Source organism: Nocardia cyriacigeorgica NBRC 100375 (assembly GCF_000308555.1).
GTDB classification, from domain to species: Bacteria; Actinomycetota; Actinomycetes; order Mycobacteriales; family Mycobacteriaceae; genus Nocardia; species Nocardia cyriacigeorgica.
On record NZ_BAFY01000199.1, the window covers coordinates 51,943 to 67,764 of the forward strand.

The 15,822-nt window shown below is 70.3% G+C and carries 15 protein-coding genes; 8 read left to right on the forward strand and 7 right to left on the reverse strand.

Features of this window, described 5'->3' with window-relative positions:
• Nucleotides 1-86: 86 nt before the first annotated feature.
• Nucleotides 87-1,832, reverse strand: a complete 1,746-nt coding sequence (locus tag RJ05_RS19975; RefSeq protein ID WP_036539296.1) for an ABC transporter ATP-binding protein — start codon at nucleotides 1,830-1,832, stop codon at nucleotides 87-89.
• A complete protein-coding gene (locus tag RJ05_RS19980; protein ID WP_036539297.1) occupies nucleotides 1,829-3,616 on the reverse strand; it encodes an ABC transporter ATP-binding protein in 1,788 nt (595 codons plus the stop codon). Before RJ05_RS19980 ends, RJ05_RS19975 begins: the two co-directional genes overlap by 4 nt.
• A gap of 234 nt (nucleotides 3,617-3,850) precedes the next feature.
• On the opposite strand from RJ05_RS19980, the gene RJ05_RS19985 reads away from it, so the two are divergent.
• The gene (locus RJ05_RS19985) at nucleotides 3,851-4,465 is read left to right on the forward strand and encodes a TetR/AcrR family transcriptional regulator (protein ID WP_036539298.1); all 615 of its coding nucleotides are present in this window, start codon (nucleotides 3,851-3,853) and stop codon (nucleotides 4,463-4,465) included.
• A gap of 49 nt (nucleotides 4,466-4,514) precedes the next feature.
• On the opposite strand, the gene RJ05_RS29470 is transcribed toward RJ05_RS19985, so the two are convergent.
• Both RJ05_RS29470 and RJ05_RS19995 read right to left on the reverse strand, forming a co-directional pair.
• Complete coding sequence (locus tag RJ05_RS29470; protein WP_051016752.1) at nucleotides 4,515-5,378, reverse strand: GNAT family N-acetyltransferase; 864 nt, start codon at nucleotides 5,376-5,378, stop codon at nucleotides 4,515-4,517.
• Nucleotides 5,379-5,438: 60 nt separating this feature from the next.
• Nucleotides 5,439-5,714, reverse strand: a complete 276-nt coding sequence (locus RJ05_RS19995; RefSeq protein ID WP_036539300.1) for a hypothetical protein — start codon at nucleotides 5,712-5,714, stop codon at nucleotides 5,439-5,441.
• Between the two features lie 316 nt (nucleotides 5,715-6,030).
• Here RJ05_RS19995 and RJ05_RS20000 point away from each other — a divergent pair, with 316 nt between their 5' ends.
• The gene (locus RJ05_RS20000; RefSeq protein ID WP_051016753.1) at nucleotides 6,031-6,639 is read left to right on the forward strand and encodes a hypothetical protein; all 609 of its coding nucleotides are present in this window, start codon (nucleotides 6,031-6,033) and stop codon (nucleotides 6,637-6,639) included.
• Nucleotides 6,640-6,710: 71 nt separating this feature from the next.
• Here the strand turns inward: RJ05_RS20000 and RJ05_RS20005 are convergent, their stop codons facing one another.
• Nucleotides 6,711-7,838: an acyl-CoA dehydrogenase family protein gene (locus RJ05_RS20005; RefSeq protein WP_036539301.1), complete on the reverse strand. Its 1,128-nt coding sequence runs from the start codon at nucleotides 7,836-7,838 to the stop codon at nucleotides 6,711-6,713.
• Between the two features lie 9 nt (nucleotides 7,839-7,847).
• Entirely contained in the window at nucleotides 7,848-9,020 is a 1,173-nt protein-coding gene (locus tag RJ05_RS20010) for an acyl-CoA dehydrogenase family protein (protein WP_014352622.1), read from the reverse strand.
• Between the two features lie 242 nt (nucleotides 9,021-9,262).
• On the opposite strand from RJ05_RS20010, the gene RJ05_RS20015 reads away from it, so the two are divergent.
• On the forward strand, nucleotides 9,263-10,075 hold the full coding sequence (locus RJ05_RS20015; protein ID WP_232052186.1) for a hypothetical protein: 813 nt from the start codon (nucleotides 9,263-9,265) through the stop codon (nucleotides 10,073-10,075).
• Between the two features lie 22 nt (nucleotides 10,076-10,097).
• Here the strand turns inward: RJ05_RS20015 and RJ05_RS20020 are convergent, their stop codons facing one another.
• Nucleotides 10,098-11,240: an epoxide hydrolase family protein gene (locus RJ05_RS20020; RefSeq protein ID WP_036539303.1), complete on the reverse strand. Its 1,143-nt coding sequence runs from the start codon at nucleotides 11,238-11,240 to the stop codon at nucleotides 10,098-10,100.
• Between the two features lie 94 nt (nucleotides 11,241-11,334).
• On the opposite strand from RJ05_RS20020, the gene RJ05_RS20025 reads away from it, so the two are divergent.
• The 5 genes from RJ05_RS20025 to RJ05_RS20045 all read left to right on the forward strand — a co-directional run bounded on the left by RJ05_RS20025 (nucleotide 11,335) and on the right by RJ05_RS20045 (nucleotide 15,820).
• The gene (locus RJ05_RS20025; protein WP_036539304.1) at nucleotides 11,335-12,294 is read left to right on the forward strand and encodes a helix-turn-helix transcriptional regulator; all 960 of its coding nucleotides are present in this window, start codon (nucleotides 11,335-11,337) and stop codon (nucleotides 12,292-12,294) included.
• A 316-nt stretch (nucleotides 12,295-12,610) separates the two neighbouring features.
• On the forward strand, nucleotides 12,611-13,348 hold the full coding sequence (locus tag RJ05_RS20030; RefSeq protein WP_036539306.1) for an alpha/beta hydrolase: 738 nt from the start codon (nucleotides 12,611-12,613) through the stop codon (nucleotides 13,346-13,348).
• Between the two features lie 42 nt (nucleotides 13,349-13,390).
• On the forward strand, nucleotides 13,391-13,762 hold the full coding sequence (locus tag RJ05_RS20035) for a hypothetical protein (protein ID WP_036539308.1): 372 nt from the start codon (nucleotides 13,391-13,393) through the stop codon (nucleotides 13,760-13,762).
• On the forward strand, nucleotides 13,755-15,068 hold the full coding sequence (locus RJ05_RS20040; protein WP_156090835.1) for a PPE domain-containing protein: 1,314 nt from the start codon (nucleotides 13,755-13,757) through the stop codon (nucleotides 15,066-15,068). Before RJ05_RS20035 ends, RJ05_RS20040 begins: the two co-directional genes overlap by 8 nt.
• A gap of 8 nt (nucleotides 15,069-15,076) precedes the next feature.
• The gene (locus RJ05_RS20045; protein WP_036539310.1) at nucleotides 15,077-15,820 is read left to right on the forward strand and encodes an ESX secretion-associated protein EspG; all 744 of its coding nucleotides are present in this window, start codon (nucleotides 15,077-15,079) and stop codon (nucleotides 15,818-15,820) included.
• The last annotated feature ends 2 nt before the right edge of the window (nucleotides 15,821-15,822 follow it).

Consider the following 15,822-nt stretch of genomic DNA (forward strand, 5'->3'; position numbering starts at 1 on the left):
ATGTTCACGTCTTCCTCCTCATGCGGCCCGACCCGCTACCCACCGTAGTGACGGTGCAAACCGGTGGCATCCGCCTATCGGATGAATCACGGCGCGACCTGAGACCGATCTCTGCTCGCGTCGACGGCCCGGCCGCCGACGGACATGCTCCAGAACTCGGCGTAGCGACCGCCCTCGCGCAATAGCTCGGCATGGGTCCCCGCCTCCACGATCCGGCCCTCGTCGAGGAAGACGACCTGGTCGGCGGTGCGCACGGTGTGCAGGCGATGGGCCACCAGCACCACCGTGCGCCCGGCCATCAGGCGTTCGATGCCTCGGTGGACGGCGGCGTCGTTGGCCGGATCCAGGGCCGAGGTCACCTCGTCGAGCAGCACGATGGGCGCGTTCTTCAGCAGCGCGCGGGCAATGGAGACGCGCTGACGTTCACCACCGGAGAGCCGGGCGCCGCCTTCGCCGACGTCGGCGCGCCAGCCGCCGGGTAGTCGTTCGATCACCTCGTCCAGCTGCGCCGCGCTCGCGGCGGCGCGAACTTCGGCGTCGGTGGCTTCGGGCCTGCCGAGCCGGATGTTGTCTTCGATGGTGCCGTCGAAAAGATAGACGTCCTGGAAGACGACGGCGATCTGCGCCATCAGGGTGGCGGTGCCGATATCGCGGACGTCGACACCGCCGACTCGGACAGCACCCGAGTGCACATCGTGGAAGCGCGCGATCAGGTGCAGCAAGGTGCTCTTACCCGCTCCGGACGGCCCGACGATGGCCACCCGGCGGCCCTGCGGCACGGTCAGATTCAGCTCGTCGATCACCGTGCGGGCGCCACGACGGAAGGTGACCGCGTCGAACTCCAGATCATGACCGTTCGGCTGAAGCGGTTGGGCAGGCTCCGGCAGCGGCTCGGTGCGCAGGAGCGCGTCGAGCCGGACGAGTTGGGCCCGCGCACTGCGGAGTTTCCCGCCGATGTCGGCCAGCGCGAGCACGGGGTCGGCGCAACGGGCCGCGAGCACGAGGATCGCGAGAACCTCGGCGGCGCCGAGGGATCCGCCCACGGCGAGGTAGGCCCCGAGAGCCAGCAGCGCGGTGAACATCGCTTGGACAGCGAGAGTGAGCCCGACGACGCCGGGCAGGGCCGACAGCGCCGAGCGACGGGAGGCGCGTTCGATGCCGCGCAGCGCGTCGTCGAGCAGACCGAACCGCTCGGTGGTGCGCCCGCCCGCCCGCAGCACGGGTTGCGCCTGGAGGTATTCGATGACACGCCCGGCTGCCTGCTGGTCGCGGTCGTGGCGTTCGGCGTCGGCGGCTGCCATCGCCGGTGCGGTCCTGGACTGGATCGCCGCCACGAGCGGCACGGCGATCAGCGCGGCCAGGCCGAGCCGCCAGTCGACGACGGTGATGACGACGACGATCGTCAGCGGCGTCACGATCGCGGCGATGAACGGCGCGAGCAGGTGCGCGATCACACTCATCGCTTCCAGCACACCCCGGCTGGCCAGCACCGATACCTCGCCGACCCGGTCACGGCCGTACCAGCCGATCGGCAGCCGGGCCAGATGATCGCCGAGCCGGTGATAGGTGCCGCGCAGCAGCGTGGTGCCGGCCCGGAAACCGGCCAGATCGCTGAGATAGCGCAGCACGGCGTAGCCGGCAACGGCGGCGGCGAATACCGCGAGCCACGGCCGGGCGGCGCCCGGATCGCTTCCGAGCAACTCCCGCAGCACCGGGACCATGAAGGCATAGGAGGCACCTTCGGCGATCGCGGTGACGGTCATCAGAACCACGGCCCGTCGCACCGGACCCGCGTACCGTTGCCCGAGCACGCGCAGCAGCAGGGCGATCATGACAGTTCAACTCCTCGATGTGTGCGCCAGAACTCGGCGAATGGGCCGTTACCGGCCAGTAGTCGCGCGGGCGCGCCGCGCTCGACGATCTCGCCGTCACGCAGCAGGACGACGGTGTCGGCGTCGGCGATGGTCTCCATCCGGTGGGCGATGATCAGCAGGGTCCGCTGCCCGCGCAGATTGGTCAGGGTCTCGCGTACCGCGTGTTCGGTCAGCGGGTCGGCGAACGCCGTGGCCTCGTCCAACACGAGAATCGGCGTGTCCGCCAGCAGCGCACGGGCGAGCGCCAGTCGCTGCGATTCGCCGCCGGACAGTCCGGCGTCGACTCCGAGCACCGTGTCGTAACCGTGTGGCAGCTCGAGAATTCGCTGGTGAATGTTCGCGAGCCGGGCGGCCCGGACGACCTGCCCGCGGTCGGCGTGCGGCACGGCAAGCGCGATATTGTCGGCCACCGAGGCGCGCAGCAGTCGCACATCCTGGAAGACGAACGACACCGTCCGGTAGAGCGCGTGGCTGTCGATCTCTCGCAGGTCGACTCCGCCGAGGGTGATGGTGCCGTGGGTCGGATCGAAGAACCGCGGAAGCAGCTGCACCAGAGTGGATTTGCCACTGCCGGACGGTCCGGTGAGCGCGGTGACCGTTCCCGGTTCGAGCACCAGGTCGATGCCGCGCAGCACCTCACGGCCGGCGTCGTAGGCGAATCCGACATCGCGCAGCCGCACCCGATGGCCGCGTGGCGCGACCGGATGCGCGGGTTCCGGCAGCGGCTCGACGTCGAGCACATCGCGAATCCTGCCGACCGCACGGCCGGCTGCCTGCAAGTCGTCGAATCCGTGGCCGAGTGCGGCGACCGGTGCGGTCAGGCCGAGCCCGAGCAGCAGGAACGGCAGCAGATCCGCGGCCGTCAGGCTGCCACCGGCGATCAGAGCCGCGCCGCCGGTCAACACCACCAGCAGCACGAACGGCGGCGACAACGCCAGCTGCATCCCGGCGGCGATCGGGGAAATACCGCGCACCCAGCGCACAAAGGTTTCGGCGAAATCGTCGACCGCCGTGCGGAACCGGCGATGCGCGCGGTCACCCCCGCCGAAGGCCTTGACCACCGCGATGCCCTGCACGAACTCCACCGCGGTGTCGGCGATACGTCCCATCGCCGCATCGACCTCGCGCTGTTCACGTTGCCGGGCCGGGGTCATCATCAACGGAACCAGCGCCACCGCCAGCAGCACCGGGATCAGCGTGATCAGGGTGAGCCGCCAGTCGACGGTGAGTAGATACAGCAGCGACACCAGCGGCACCACGAACGCCGACGCCAGCTCGCCGGGCGCATGGGCGATGAACGGATGCACCGCGCTCACATCCTCGCCGACCACCTTGGCCAGCTCGCCGGTGCGGCGCCGGGCGAGCAGGCCCATCGGCACGCGGCCCAGATGGGCGGCCAGCTGCCGGCGCAGCGACAGCTGCACCCGGCCGTCGAGGACGTGCCCGAGTCCGGACGAGGCGCCCGTGAACAACAGCCGGACGAACAGGCCCGCGGCCCCGAGGAGCACCGCCGTCCAGACCCGGCCGTCATCGATCGGGCCGGGAGACAGCAGAACCCGGCCCAACTCCACAACGGCCAGCAGCGGCGCCAGTCCGGCAACCGCTCCGACGACTTGCAGACCGATCACGGCGGCGAATCCCCGGGCGTGCGGGCGCAGCAACGCAGCGACCGAGGTGTGGTCGGTGCGGGTGGCGGATGGTGCGGACAGTGCGGGCGTGATGTCGGTGTCAGTCGCGGTCATGTCGGCCCCCTCGCGTAGCGGGTTCGGATAACGGCCGAAGCGGGGCGTGGTGGCCGAGTCGGTGCATGGCACGAGTCCTTCTTGGCGAGGGCGTAGCGGCGACGGCAGCGCGGGCCGCCGCGTTTCAGAGAGTCACTTTCTCTAGATAGTGACTGTACGATTCCGTTTACAGACAGTCAATGTCTGAAAGACAGTCCGATGCTTCAGACAGTTACTTGCTGATACTGTGACCGCATGAGCGGACTTCGCGAACGCTGGCGCGTCAAGGCGATGCACACCATCCAGGAACGAGCCCTCGACCTGTTCGACGAGAAGGGCTTCGGCGCCGTCACCATCGACGAAATCGCGGCGGCCGCCGAAGTGTCGGCCTCGACGGTCTATCGCCTCTTCGGCACGAAAGAAGGGATCATCGTCGCCGACGAATTCGACACGCTCAGCGCGGAGGAGATCGAGAAAATGGTGGATCCGCGCGATCCCATCGGCAGCCTGCTGCGCTCGGTGCGCACCGACGAAAGTGTCGCCGGGCACCGTTCGGGCCCGCAAGACCGCGCGACCGACACGGGACCGTGGCGCAGAATTCGCTACCACTTCTCCGAGCCGTCGGTGCGCATGGCCGCCTGCGCCTCGGCCGACCGCACCGCGCAGCGACTCACCCCGTTGATCGCGTCGACCGGACGACTGACCGACACTCAGGCCAGGGTGGCCGCCAACGCCTTGGCCTTCGGCTATTTCGCCGCGCTCGAGCAGTGGTACCTCGACGGCGGCACCCGCCCCGTGGCCGACTACGTCGAGGACGGACTGCGCCCGCTGCGCAGCATCTGGCCGGCCGACGACCAGGCTTCGGCCTGACGATCGCCGAGCGCCCGGACTCGGCGTCACGGGGTCACCTACGCGTCGGTCACCGAGCCCCAGCCCGATCGAGCGCCTCGGTGCCATCGAACCGGAACGCGGTGTAGCCGTCGACCGCCCGGAAACCGATTCTGCGGTAGAGCCGATTGGTGAGCTCGTTGTCGGTGTCGGCGAACAAGCACACATCGACCGACTCGGCCCGCAGCACCCGCGAGACATGAGCGGTGAGCGCGCTCGCATATCCCCTGCCGCGGGCGATCGGCGGGGTGAACACGGGTCCGATGCGGGACCAGCCGAAGGACGGGAGCTGGCGGGCGACCAGGCTCACGGGTCCGCCGCCGTCTTCCCACAACCACCACGATCCCGCGCGAATCCGTTTGCGCAGCGCCTCCTCCGATGGCGCGCCCGCCGGGATGCCGGTCTCGACGCGCATGGCCGTCATCCACGACAGGCACAGGTCCAGGTCCGCTTCGGTGGCCTGCCGGGCGGTACCGGGCACCGTGGGTGCGACGAGATCACCCAGCCGGTACAGCGTGGTGGCGAAGGCGGGAACGGGATCGCCGCCCAGCGCCGTGCACCAGCGCCCGGCGAAAGCCTCGGCGACGGCGGTGGGGCCTTCCACTCCACCGGCTTCCGGCGAGGTGGTGGCGAAGGTGTCCGCGACGGCGGCGATGACGTCCGGCGAGAGCGCGCCGAGGTAGATATCGCGTCGGCCGGCCCGCATGGCGATGCCGGCAGCGCCTGCGCCGGTGCGCGCGGTGACGAAGACCGGCGGCTCCGGCGGGCTGTCCAGCCCGGAGGCGATGTTGTTGACGGTCGTGGCGATCACCGTATGCCGCAAGGGGTCCTGCCGCAGCACCGCGTCGGCCGCCGCACGGAACCGGACGGCGTCGCCGGTGGTCTCGATGTCCATGGAATCCAGGCTAGGCAACGAAGCCTGGTGCGTGCCCGCGTTTTTCGACGAGCTCGCCGGTCAGCTCGCGGCCGCGGTGCCGGCCGCGTCGGCCCGCAGTTTGAGCAGGATCAGCCCGGTCGTGCAGGCCAGAATGAGTCCGGCGACGGTGATTTCGACGTGCAGACCCGCGATGCCGAGAATCGCACCGACGAGCCCGCCGATGAAGAACACCCACGCCAGCACCCGCGACAGCACGGCGGGTACGGCACGAGTGGGTGCGTCGCCGAGATCCGGCGACGACGCCGTGGCCGGTGTGGCCGCGGCGGGCAGGGGGGTGGTCGAAGAAGCTCCCATCATCTACTCCTCGATGACGCCGTTCTGAGTAATTCCGTGCGCGCCAACCGCTCGATGCGCTCTCATCCAGGTTTCAGGCGTCTCACGCGTAACTTGCATCACATACGCTACGACCACAACCAGTGGATTCTGCCGCACCCGGCTGCGCGACACGCCGAGGTGACCACTTCGTTATCTGACCTAACTACGTTTCAGAGCTGGTCCGTGGTAGCCGATCGGCCTCCGGCACACAGGGATCAGGCGCACCACCATCTGGCCGGGACAGCTTGGCTCGTCTAGGGTGAGCGCGACTCGTACTTACCCAGGAGCGTCACCGATGGAGAGCAACAGGGCGAAAATCGTCGGTCCGGTAGCGGCCGCCGGTGCCGTGTCCCTCGGTCTGGTCCTCATCGGCGCCTGCGGCGTCGGGCATGACGACACCTACGTGGCACCGCCGCCGATCCGGTCCGGGCCGAACGCCCCGGCGCCGGTCGTCGAGGGCACCACCATCACCGCGTCGAAAGTGGTCATCCCGCCCTCGCCGACCTGGCGGATCGCCCCCGATCCCGGCCCCCGGCGCACCCTGCCCGCGCACTGGACCACCGAGCTGCCCGACGAGGATTCGACCGACAGCGCCGAGCAGGACTCCGAATCCACCACCCGCCGCCCGCGCCCGCAGCGCACCACGACGACGGAGCCGCCGGCCACCACCGAGGACTGGGAGCCGACCGGCACCCCCACCACTCGCCCGGCCCGCACCACTCGTCCGCTGCCGACCTACGAACCCGACAGCGCCGACCCGGAAACAGTCGACCCGGAGACGACCACCTACACCCGGCCGACCACCCGGCCCGCGTCCACCGAACTACCGGAGCCGCAAGTCCCGCAGCCGACTCCGCGCGCACCGCATCGGGTCCCGACGCCGACGATCGACGGCGAGTACTGACGGCGCGAACGCCTTCCGAACAGCGAACGGCCCCGGCGGAACACCCGCCGGGGCCGCACCGCACATGCTGCCTACAGTTCCGGCAACTCGTAGTTACCCACCTGCGACGCGAGCACGTTGAGATGCTCGAGCCCGCCGCCGAGTGTGCGCTCGATGGCGGTCAGCCGGGCCACATAGTGACCCACCGGGTACTCGGCCGTGACGCCGATGCCGCCGTGCATCTGGATGGCCTCCTGACCGACGTGCCGCGCGGACCGGCCCACCTGCAACCGGGCCCGCGAGACCGTGACCGCGTCGTCCTTGCCGTCGGCCAGCGACGCGGTGAGGTAGAGGCTCATGCTGCGCGCCAATTCCAGTGACACGTACATATTCGCGGCGCGCTGGGTCAGCGTCTGGAACTTCGACAGGGTGACCCCGAACTGCTTGCGCGTCTTCAGGTACTCGGTCGTCAGCCGCAGAGCCTCCTCCATGGCGCCGATGGATTCGGCGCACAGGCCGGCCTGGGCCTGCGCGAGCACCGACCGCACCGCGGCGGAGGAGTCGGCATTGTCACCGAGCAGTTCCGCCGGGCTGGAGTCGAATTCGAGCTGCGCGCCGCGCTGACCGTCGACCGTGGCGTAGGCGGTGCGATTGACGCCCTTGGCGTCGGCGGCGACCAGGAACAGCCCGACACCACCGTCCGGCAGAGTCGCACTGACCACGAACTCGTCCGCGCAATCACCGTGCGCGACCGGATTCTTCACACCCGCGAGCACATACTCCGCACCCTGCGGCACCGCGCGCGTGGTGATCTCCGCCGAGGGCCAGCGGATACCGGGCTCGGCGTGCGCGAAGGCGAGCAGCCTGTTGCCTGCCGCCAGCTCCGGCAGGATTCGCTGCCGCTGATCGGCCGTTCCCGCCGCCGCCACCAAACCACCGGGCACGAGCACCGCGTCCAGGATCGGTTCGGGTGCGAGCCTGCGCCCGACTTCTTCCAGGACCAGCATGGTCTCCACCGGACCGGCGCCCATGCCGCCGTCCTCCTCGGTGAAGCTCAACCCGAGCACCCCGAGTTCGGCCAGCTGACGCCACACATCGCGGCTCCAGCCGAGCTCGGTCTCGGTGACCTTCAGCCGGGTTTCGGAATCGTAGGTGCGGGCCAGCAGTTCGCGGACGGTGTCGCGAAGCATGACCTGTTCATCGGTGAGATCGAAATCCATGGTGTCGCCTCACAATCCGAGGATCGTGGAGGCGATGATGGTGCGCTGCACCTCGCTCGAACCTCCATAGATGGTTGTCTTGCGATAGTTCAGGTAGCCGGGTCCGCTGCGCTGCGCCCAGCCCGGCGAGGCGATATCGTCCGCGCCGACCGGAAGCGCGTCCGGGCCCGCGATGTCGAGCAGCAGTTCGGTGGCCGCCTGCTGCAATTCCGAACCACGCAGCTTCAACACCGACGACGCCGGATTCGGCTTACCGTCCGAAGAGTTCGAGACCACCCGCAGCTGGGTGAGCTCCAGCGCCAGCAGTTCGTTCTCCAGTTCGGCCACCCGCGCGGCGAACAACGGATCATCGAGCAGGGTGCCCGAACCCGACCGGGTGGCGGCGGCGTATTCCTTGGCCACACCGATCTTGACCTTGGTCCGTCCGACGCCGGTGATGCCGGTGCGCTCGTTGCCGAGCAGGAACTTCGCGTAGGTCCAGCCCATGTTCTCCTCGCCGACCAGCTGATCGGCGGGCACCCGGACGTTTTCGAAGAAGACCTCGTTCACCTCGTAGCCGCCGTCGATCAGCTTGATCGGGCGGATGGTGACGCCGGGCGATTTCACATCGAAGAGCAGGAACGAGATACCGGCCTGCTTCTTCGGCGCGTTCGGGTCGGTGCGGACCAGGCAGAAGATCCAGTCGGCGTACTGGGCCAGCGTGGTCCAGATCTTCTGGCCGTTGACGATGTAGGAGTCGCCGTCGCGCACGGCGGTGGTGCGCAGTGAGGCCAGGTCCGAACCGGCGTCGGGTTCGGAGAAGCCTTGGCACCACCAGATGTCGAGCGCGGCGGTCGGCGGCAGGAAGCGCTGCTTGAGCTCTTCGGAGCCGAAGTGGGCGATCACCGGACCCACCATCTGGGCGTTGAATGTCAGCGGCTCCGGCACGCAGGCCAGCTGCATCTCGTCCTGCCAGATGTGGCGCTGCATCGGCGTCCAGTCCTTGCCGCCCCAGGCCACCGGCCAGTTGGGGACGGCGAGGCCGTTGTCGTTGAGGATCTTGTGCGCGGTGACGATGTCCTCGCGGGACAGCTCGTGGCCGTATTTGACCCGGTCACGGATGTCGGCGGGGATCTCGTTGCGATAGAACGTGCGCAGCTCGTCGCGGAAGGCGACGTCGTCGGGGGAAAGGGCTAGTTTCATACGCATCTCCCTGCGTGTCTCGTATCTCCCGGACCAAACTACCCCCTGGAGATCGTGCATTGTCGAGTGGATCACAACCGGGCGACACGCGTGCCCGTGCTCATACGGCCTGATCTGCGCCATCGCCGCGAGCAACCCCGGCGGGCAACCGCCACCCCTGGTACGTTGCTGCACGGGACGCGGGCCGTCCCATGGTTCGGATCGAGGGAGTTGAGTCAGTGAACGGCAGAACCATCGCACGTGTGACCGCGGCCACGGCCTGCCTCGGGGTAGGCGCCGCCCTGACGTTCACCGCGACGACGGCCACCGCCGATCCGGCGCCGACTCCGGTCGACAAGGGCCTGACCGCGCTCGCCGACCGCGCCGAGGGCGACAAGGCCGCCACCGCGGGCGTCGGCGCCCTGCGCGAGTACACGGATCTGGTCGACGTGGCGAAGCTGCGCGAGATCAACGGCGCCTTCGCCCCCTTCGCCTACCCGGCGCCCACTTTCGGCTGTGGTGTGAACGGCCTGGTCACCACCATCATCGGCGCGGGCACAGCTAATGGTCCCGCGGCCAATGTCGGCGTCAACAGCGCCCCCGGCACGCTCACCTTCCACGCCACCCCCGCGCATTCCGGTGTCCCGCTGTCCTCGGGCCTCGTGGTGGCCTGGGTGAACATCAACAACGGGGCCAGCGGCCTCGACATGCTCGACGAGCGCACCGATCTCGGCACCCCGGCGCTGGCCAAGACCGTGAACAGCGGACCGGGCACGGTGCTGGCCTCGATGTGGGGCACCATCGACTACCCCGGCGCGCGCTGCGTGATGATGCCGACCGTCGGCACCTTCTCGGTGGCCGAGCAGCCGGTGCAGTTGCCGCCGCCGCCCGCCGAGAGCCCTGCTCCGGCACCTGCTCCCGCTCCCGCCGAGTCCGGCAATGCCGGTTCCGGGCAGGCGGCAGTCGCGCCACCCGCCCCCGAGGCCGCTCCCGCTCCGGCACCCGCACCTGCGGCACCGACCGCTCCCGCGAAGCCGTCGGTGCCGGCGGGTACTCAAGTGCAGGGCGGTCACTGACCGCCCCCCTCACCGAGTCCGTTCACGGGCGAACGGCGACCTTGCCGAAGAACGCGCGGATGTCGGCGACGTGCTCCGCGGGTACCTCCATCGCCGCGAAGTGATTGCCCGAATTCCCCTCCGGCCAGTGCACGATGTCGTTGTCCTGCTCGGCCAGCCGCCGCATCAGTGCCGAACCACCGCCGTAGGTCCCCGTCGGCACCAGCCGCTGCCCCTTCGGCCAGACGAAGCCGTTCTCGCCGAGGCCGTCGTACATCGGCCACGACGAGGTTCCCGCGGTGTCGGTGAACCAGTACAGCGCGATATTGGTGAGCAGGTGATCGCGTTCGATCGTGTACTGCGGCAACGGCGAGAACTCGTGGAACTTGTGCACCATCCAGGCCAGCAGGCCGACCGGCGAATCGGTCCAGGCGTGGGCGAAGGTCTGCGGGGCCGCGCGCAGTAGCGCGTGGTGGTCGACACCGGTCATCCACTGCTGCATCAGATCCCATTCGGCGCGTTCGTCGTCGGTCATGGTGGGGACATCCGCGGCGGTGGGCATGCCGATACCGCCGTCGAGGTGCACGCCGATCACGCGGTCGGGCGCGGCGATCGCCATCTCCGGTGCGATGTAGGCGCCGAGGTCACCGCCCTGCACGCCGTAGCGCCGGTAGCCGAGCCGTTCCATCAGCGTCACCCACATCGCGGCCACCCGCGCGGTGCTCATCCCGGTCTCGTTGGGCGGTGCCGAGAAGGCGAAGCCCGGCACCGAGGGGACCACCACGTGGAAGGCCTGGGCGTCGTCGAGACCGTGGGCTCCTGGCTCGGCGAGCAGGCCGATGGTTTTGCTGAACTCGACGAACGAATTCGGCCAGCCGTGAGTGAGTAGCAGCGGGACGGCGTCCGGGTCGGTCGAGCGCACATGCACGAAATGCACATCCAAGCCGTCGATTTCGGTGATGAACTGCGGGAACTCGTTCAACGCCGCTTCCTGGGCGCGCCAATCGAATTCCGTGCGCCAGTAGTCGGCCAGCTCCTTCAGATGGTCCAGCGGGACGCCGCGCTCCCAGTCCTCGCCCCCGGGCAACTGGTGGGCGCTCCAGCGAGTACGGGCCAGCCGCTCGTGCAGGTCGTCGAGGGCGGCCTGCGGGATGTCGATCCGAAAGGGGCGAATGGGGGCGGTCATCGGGTTTCTCCTGTGGGCTCGGGGTCGATCCGCGAACTACGCTAGGGCCCATATAGGACCGACCAGGTCCTACTTATCGGGAATCCTGAAACGTATGAACGACACTCCGGAACGCCTGCTACGGCTGCTCTCGCTCTTGCAGACCCCACGGGAATGGCCGGGCAGCGAACTGGCCGAACGGCTCGGCGTCACCGGACGCACCGTGCGCCGCGATATCGATCGGCTGCGCGCACTCGGGTACCCGGTCGAGGCGACGATGGGCGCCGCCGGTGGTTATCGGCTGGTCGCCGGCGCCGCCATGCCGCCGCTGCTGGTCGACGACGACGAGGCGGTGGCGCTGGCGGTCGGGCTGCGGGCGGCCGCCGGGTCGGCCATCACCGGGATCGAGGAGGCATCGGTGCGCGCGCTGGCCAAACTCGAGCAGGTTCTGCCCAGCACGTTGCGGCGCCGGGTCCGGGTGCTCGGGACCGCGGTGGTGACGCCGTCGGAGGCAGGCCCCGGAGTGGACGCCGAGGTACTCACCGCCCTGGCCGTCGCGGTGACCAATACCGAACGGGTGCGCTTCGACTATCGCGACGGCGCGGGTGCGAGCACCGCCCGGCACGCCGAGCCCGCGGGCGTGGTCGCCTCCCGGCGGCGCTGGTATCTGGTCGCCTATGACCTCGACCGCGCGGGCTGGCGGATGTTCCGGGTGGACCGGATCGAGCGGGCGCGCCCGACCGGCGGCCGCTTCACCCCGCGCCCGCTGCCCGCCGACGACCCCGCGGCCTACGTCGCGGGTCGCCGCACCGACTGGGGCACGCCGGTGCTGCACGTCCGCGTCACCATCGAGGCACCGCTGGCCCGGGTCGCGGGCCGCCTCGGTGACGATCCCGGCGACGTCACCGCCATCGACGCCGCCACCTGCCGGATGGACTGCGACCGCGACGACTCCCCCGAATGGCTGGCCCAACGCCTGCTCGCCCTCGGCGCGGAGTTCCAGGTGCACGAACCACCCGAACTGCGGGACCGGGTCCGGGACCTCGCCGAACGGGCGCTGCGAGCTCTTCGATAGTCGGGCTCTGGAACAGCCCTCGGACCGGCACGGCAGCCTCGACCCCGGATGGCCTTCCCGATCATCCCCCTACTCACCGCGGCCGTCTCGACCATGGCAGACACCGGCGCGGGCGAGGGTGTGGGAGAAGAGGTTGAAGCCGAGGAAGGCCGGGCTGGCGTCTCGGCGTTCTCGGCGATACGGACGACGAACGAGGGCACGCGGACTCGGCGACTCACGCAGGGCTGTGATGGATCCCATACTCAGCCGGGCAAAACTCGCATCAGTACCAGAACGTGAGTCCCCAAGGCGGCAAGAACTCTGCGACGATGCGGTGATGGGTTACTTCGACGGCGCGCGCGGCCGGATGCACTATCGGCGGTGGCCGGACGAGGGCCGGGCGGCGGTGCTGGTGCTGCTGCCGGGCATCGGTCAGCACAGCGGGCATTACCACCGTTTCGCGCGGGTGCTGCGCGGCGCGGGTATCGAGATGTGGGCCTTGGACACCGCCGGGCACGGCCTCAGCGAAGGCGATCCCGAGCAGCCGGGCACACTGCGGGAACTGGTGGCGGACGCGGTACCGATGATCGAGTTGGTCCGGGCGCAAGTCCCCGAGACACCGCTGATCCTGATGGGTCATTCGCTCGGCGCGGTCACCGCGCTCGGCGCACTGGGCGCGGCCGTCCCACCGGCGGAATCCGCCGATCCGGACGCCGTCCGCGGCACCGACACCGTCGCCGCGGACTATCCGCTGGTCCCCGCACTACCCGCGGACACGCTCGCCGGGCTGGTGCTGTCCGGGGTGCCGCGCCGCGCGCTCGGCGGCGGCGCGCCGGGAGCCGTGGGAACCCCACTGCCGCCGCGGCTTCCGGTGCTGGCCGTGCACGGCGCCGACGATCGCCGCGCGCCCGTCGACGCGATGCGGGTATGGACTGAGCGCCACGAGTCGGTAGATTTGCGGGAGTACGCCGACGCCGGGCACGATCTGCTGCACGAGCCGGTGCACGCGCGGGTCGCCGCCGACATCGCGGAGTGGACGCTGGGAGTCGTCAAGGGGTTGGCACGGCGCTCGTGACCGACAGCTGCGCAGGCAGCCGATGGGAAGAAGGGGGACGAGGTGCAGCGCAACGATATCGCCGCACTCGGCACCGCGGTCGACAACGGCGATCTGTGGATCGACGGTGTCCTGGTGGCCGAGGGGGCGCACGAACAGTGCGCCCTGCGCTACGAACAGCTCGCCGATCAGGTCGACATCCAGATCCAGCAACTCGCCGCGGCCACCACGCTGCCGGGTTTCGGCGGCTTCGCCTCCGGTGACGCGCTGCGTCGCGGTTTCGAGGGCAAGGCCACCGATGCCATCGCCCGGCTGCGTGAATACGCGGCCGCCGCGCGGAGCCTGGCGCACACCTTCCGCGCCGCCGCCACGGCCTACCGCGACACCGATGACGCCGTCGCCGCCGCCACCAGGAAGGTGGCCGCCGATGCGTGAGATGCCGCGCGCCGCCGAACGCGGTGCCCACCAGCGCGTCGACCCCGACTACGCCTCGACCGTCGAGATCTTCGACAACCTCACCCACGGCCAGATCCATGCCGCAGTGCAGCAGCTGGCCCCGGCCACGCTGCTGGCAGGCCAGCAGACCTGGCAGAACACCGCCGCCGCCCTGACCGACGCGGTCGACCAGGCGCACACCGAGATCCGCTCCGCCATCGCCGACGGCTGGCGCGGCGGTGCGGCCCAGCAGGCCGCCGCGGCGGTGCGCGATTTCGAGCAGTTGGGCAGGCAGCTCGCCGATGTGATGACGGTGGTCGGGCAGCGGCTCGGGCAGGCAGGCGATGCGGCCGAGGCGCTGCGCGGCGCGGTGCCCGGGCCTTCGGAGGCCGAACCGGATCTGGCGGCGGCGCTGCTGGATCCGGCGCGCGCGAGCGATAACGTCACCGCGGCCAAGTCCGCCGAGAACTCCCGCCAGGATGTGGTCCGGGTGATGGAGAGCATCTACACCAGCGCGTTCATCCCGACGGGTGCCGGCATTCCCGCGTTCCCGGACGCGGTGGCCGGCGCGTCGGCCGATCCTGCCCCGGAAGCCGCGCGGCCGGGCCCGGTGCCGATCGTGGTGCCGGAAAGCGGCGAAGGCAGGCCGGTGACGCCACCGTCCGCGGCCGGCGCCGTCGTCATCGGTGGCCCGGCACCGGAGGACGACCGGCAGCCCGTCGCGCCGGCGGCGGAAGCGATCGAGCCGGATCCTCCCGCCCCGCTGACGATCCCCGCGGCCGCGCCGGTTCTCGCAGGTCCGGAGGCAGCACCGCAGACGCCGGCCACCACCCCGGCCGCCGCCACCACCGCGCCCGCCGCTGTCGCTCCGGCGGCATCGGTCGACCGCCCGGCGGCAATGCCCGCCGCGGCACCGGCGCCCGCCGTCCCGGCCCCCGCGTCCGTCGCCGGCCTCGGCTCGATTCCCGCGAACACCGGCGCCGACGATCAGCGCAAACGTGAAGAGAAGCGGCAGGATTCGCCCGGCGCGAGCAGCGAGGCGATCACCGGCATGAGCGCCGGCGCCATGGGTGGGCTGATGGGCGGCGCGCTGGCCGCCGCCGACACCACCCGCTCGGGTTCCGCCACCGTCGCGTCGAAGCAGGCGCCGGCCAGAACCGACGAATTCGACGACGAGGACGACGACCTGCACTACGTCGACGACGAACTGACCTTCCTCGAGCCGGGTGGTGAGGGCGGCGAGCTGATCGGCTCGCTCGACCCGACCACGCCGCCGGTCCTCGGTGAGTGGACCGAGCACGAGTGAACTGGAGCATGACCCCGGACCAGTTCGCCATGGCCTGGTCCCGGACCGACGGCGACCGTATCCCGTACCCGCTGGCCGTGCGCCTGTCGGCGCGCGACACCGCCGAACGCGCCGCGCAACTGCCGGCGCTGACCGACTGGTGTGACCGCACCCTCGACGCCGACCTGGAGGCCGCCCTGCGCGTGCTGGCCAGGCCGGACGTGTGCGTCGAGGTGTTCGGTGAACGCAGCGGCGAAGACGGCGCACCCACGCCGGTCCGAGTGCTCGGCGCGGCCAGCGGCAATGTCGCGGTGGTCGCCGCGCAGCGCCCCGGCAGCGCACCGGACCGCGGTGCCGAGCTGACGGTGATGGCAGGCGGTGCCAAATCGCTACCCGGGCGGGTGGTGTCGATGCTGCCCGGTTTCCCCGCGGGCACCGGTCCACGGCTCAACGCGCCGCTGTCGCGGGTTGTCGAGGACAGCCGCAATCTCGTGACGATGCCCGTCGCCGGCCCCACCGAACCGGCCAAGATCCGGACCCTGCTGCGGCAGCCCCGTGACGGCATCGGCCAGATCGTGGTGTCGGTGCGCCGTGACGAGGAACTGGATCCGTTCGGCGTGCTGTGCTGGGTGGATCTCACCGACGACGGCCGCTACCTGGTGCGCACCGGCAACAGCGTCGACATCGTCGCGGTGGACGCCGAGCAGTTCACCGGGCATCTGCGCCCGATGGTCACCGCCGCGCAACGGCGCACCCTCGCCGACCAGTGGTGAGG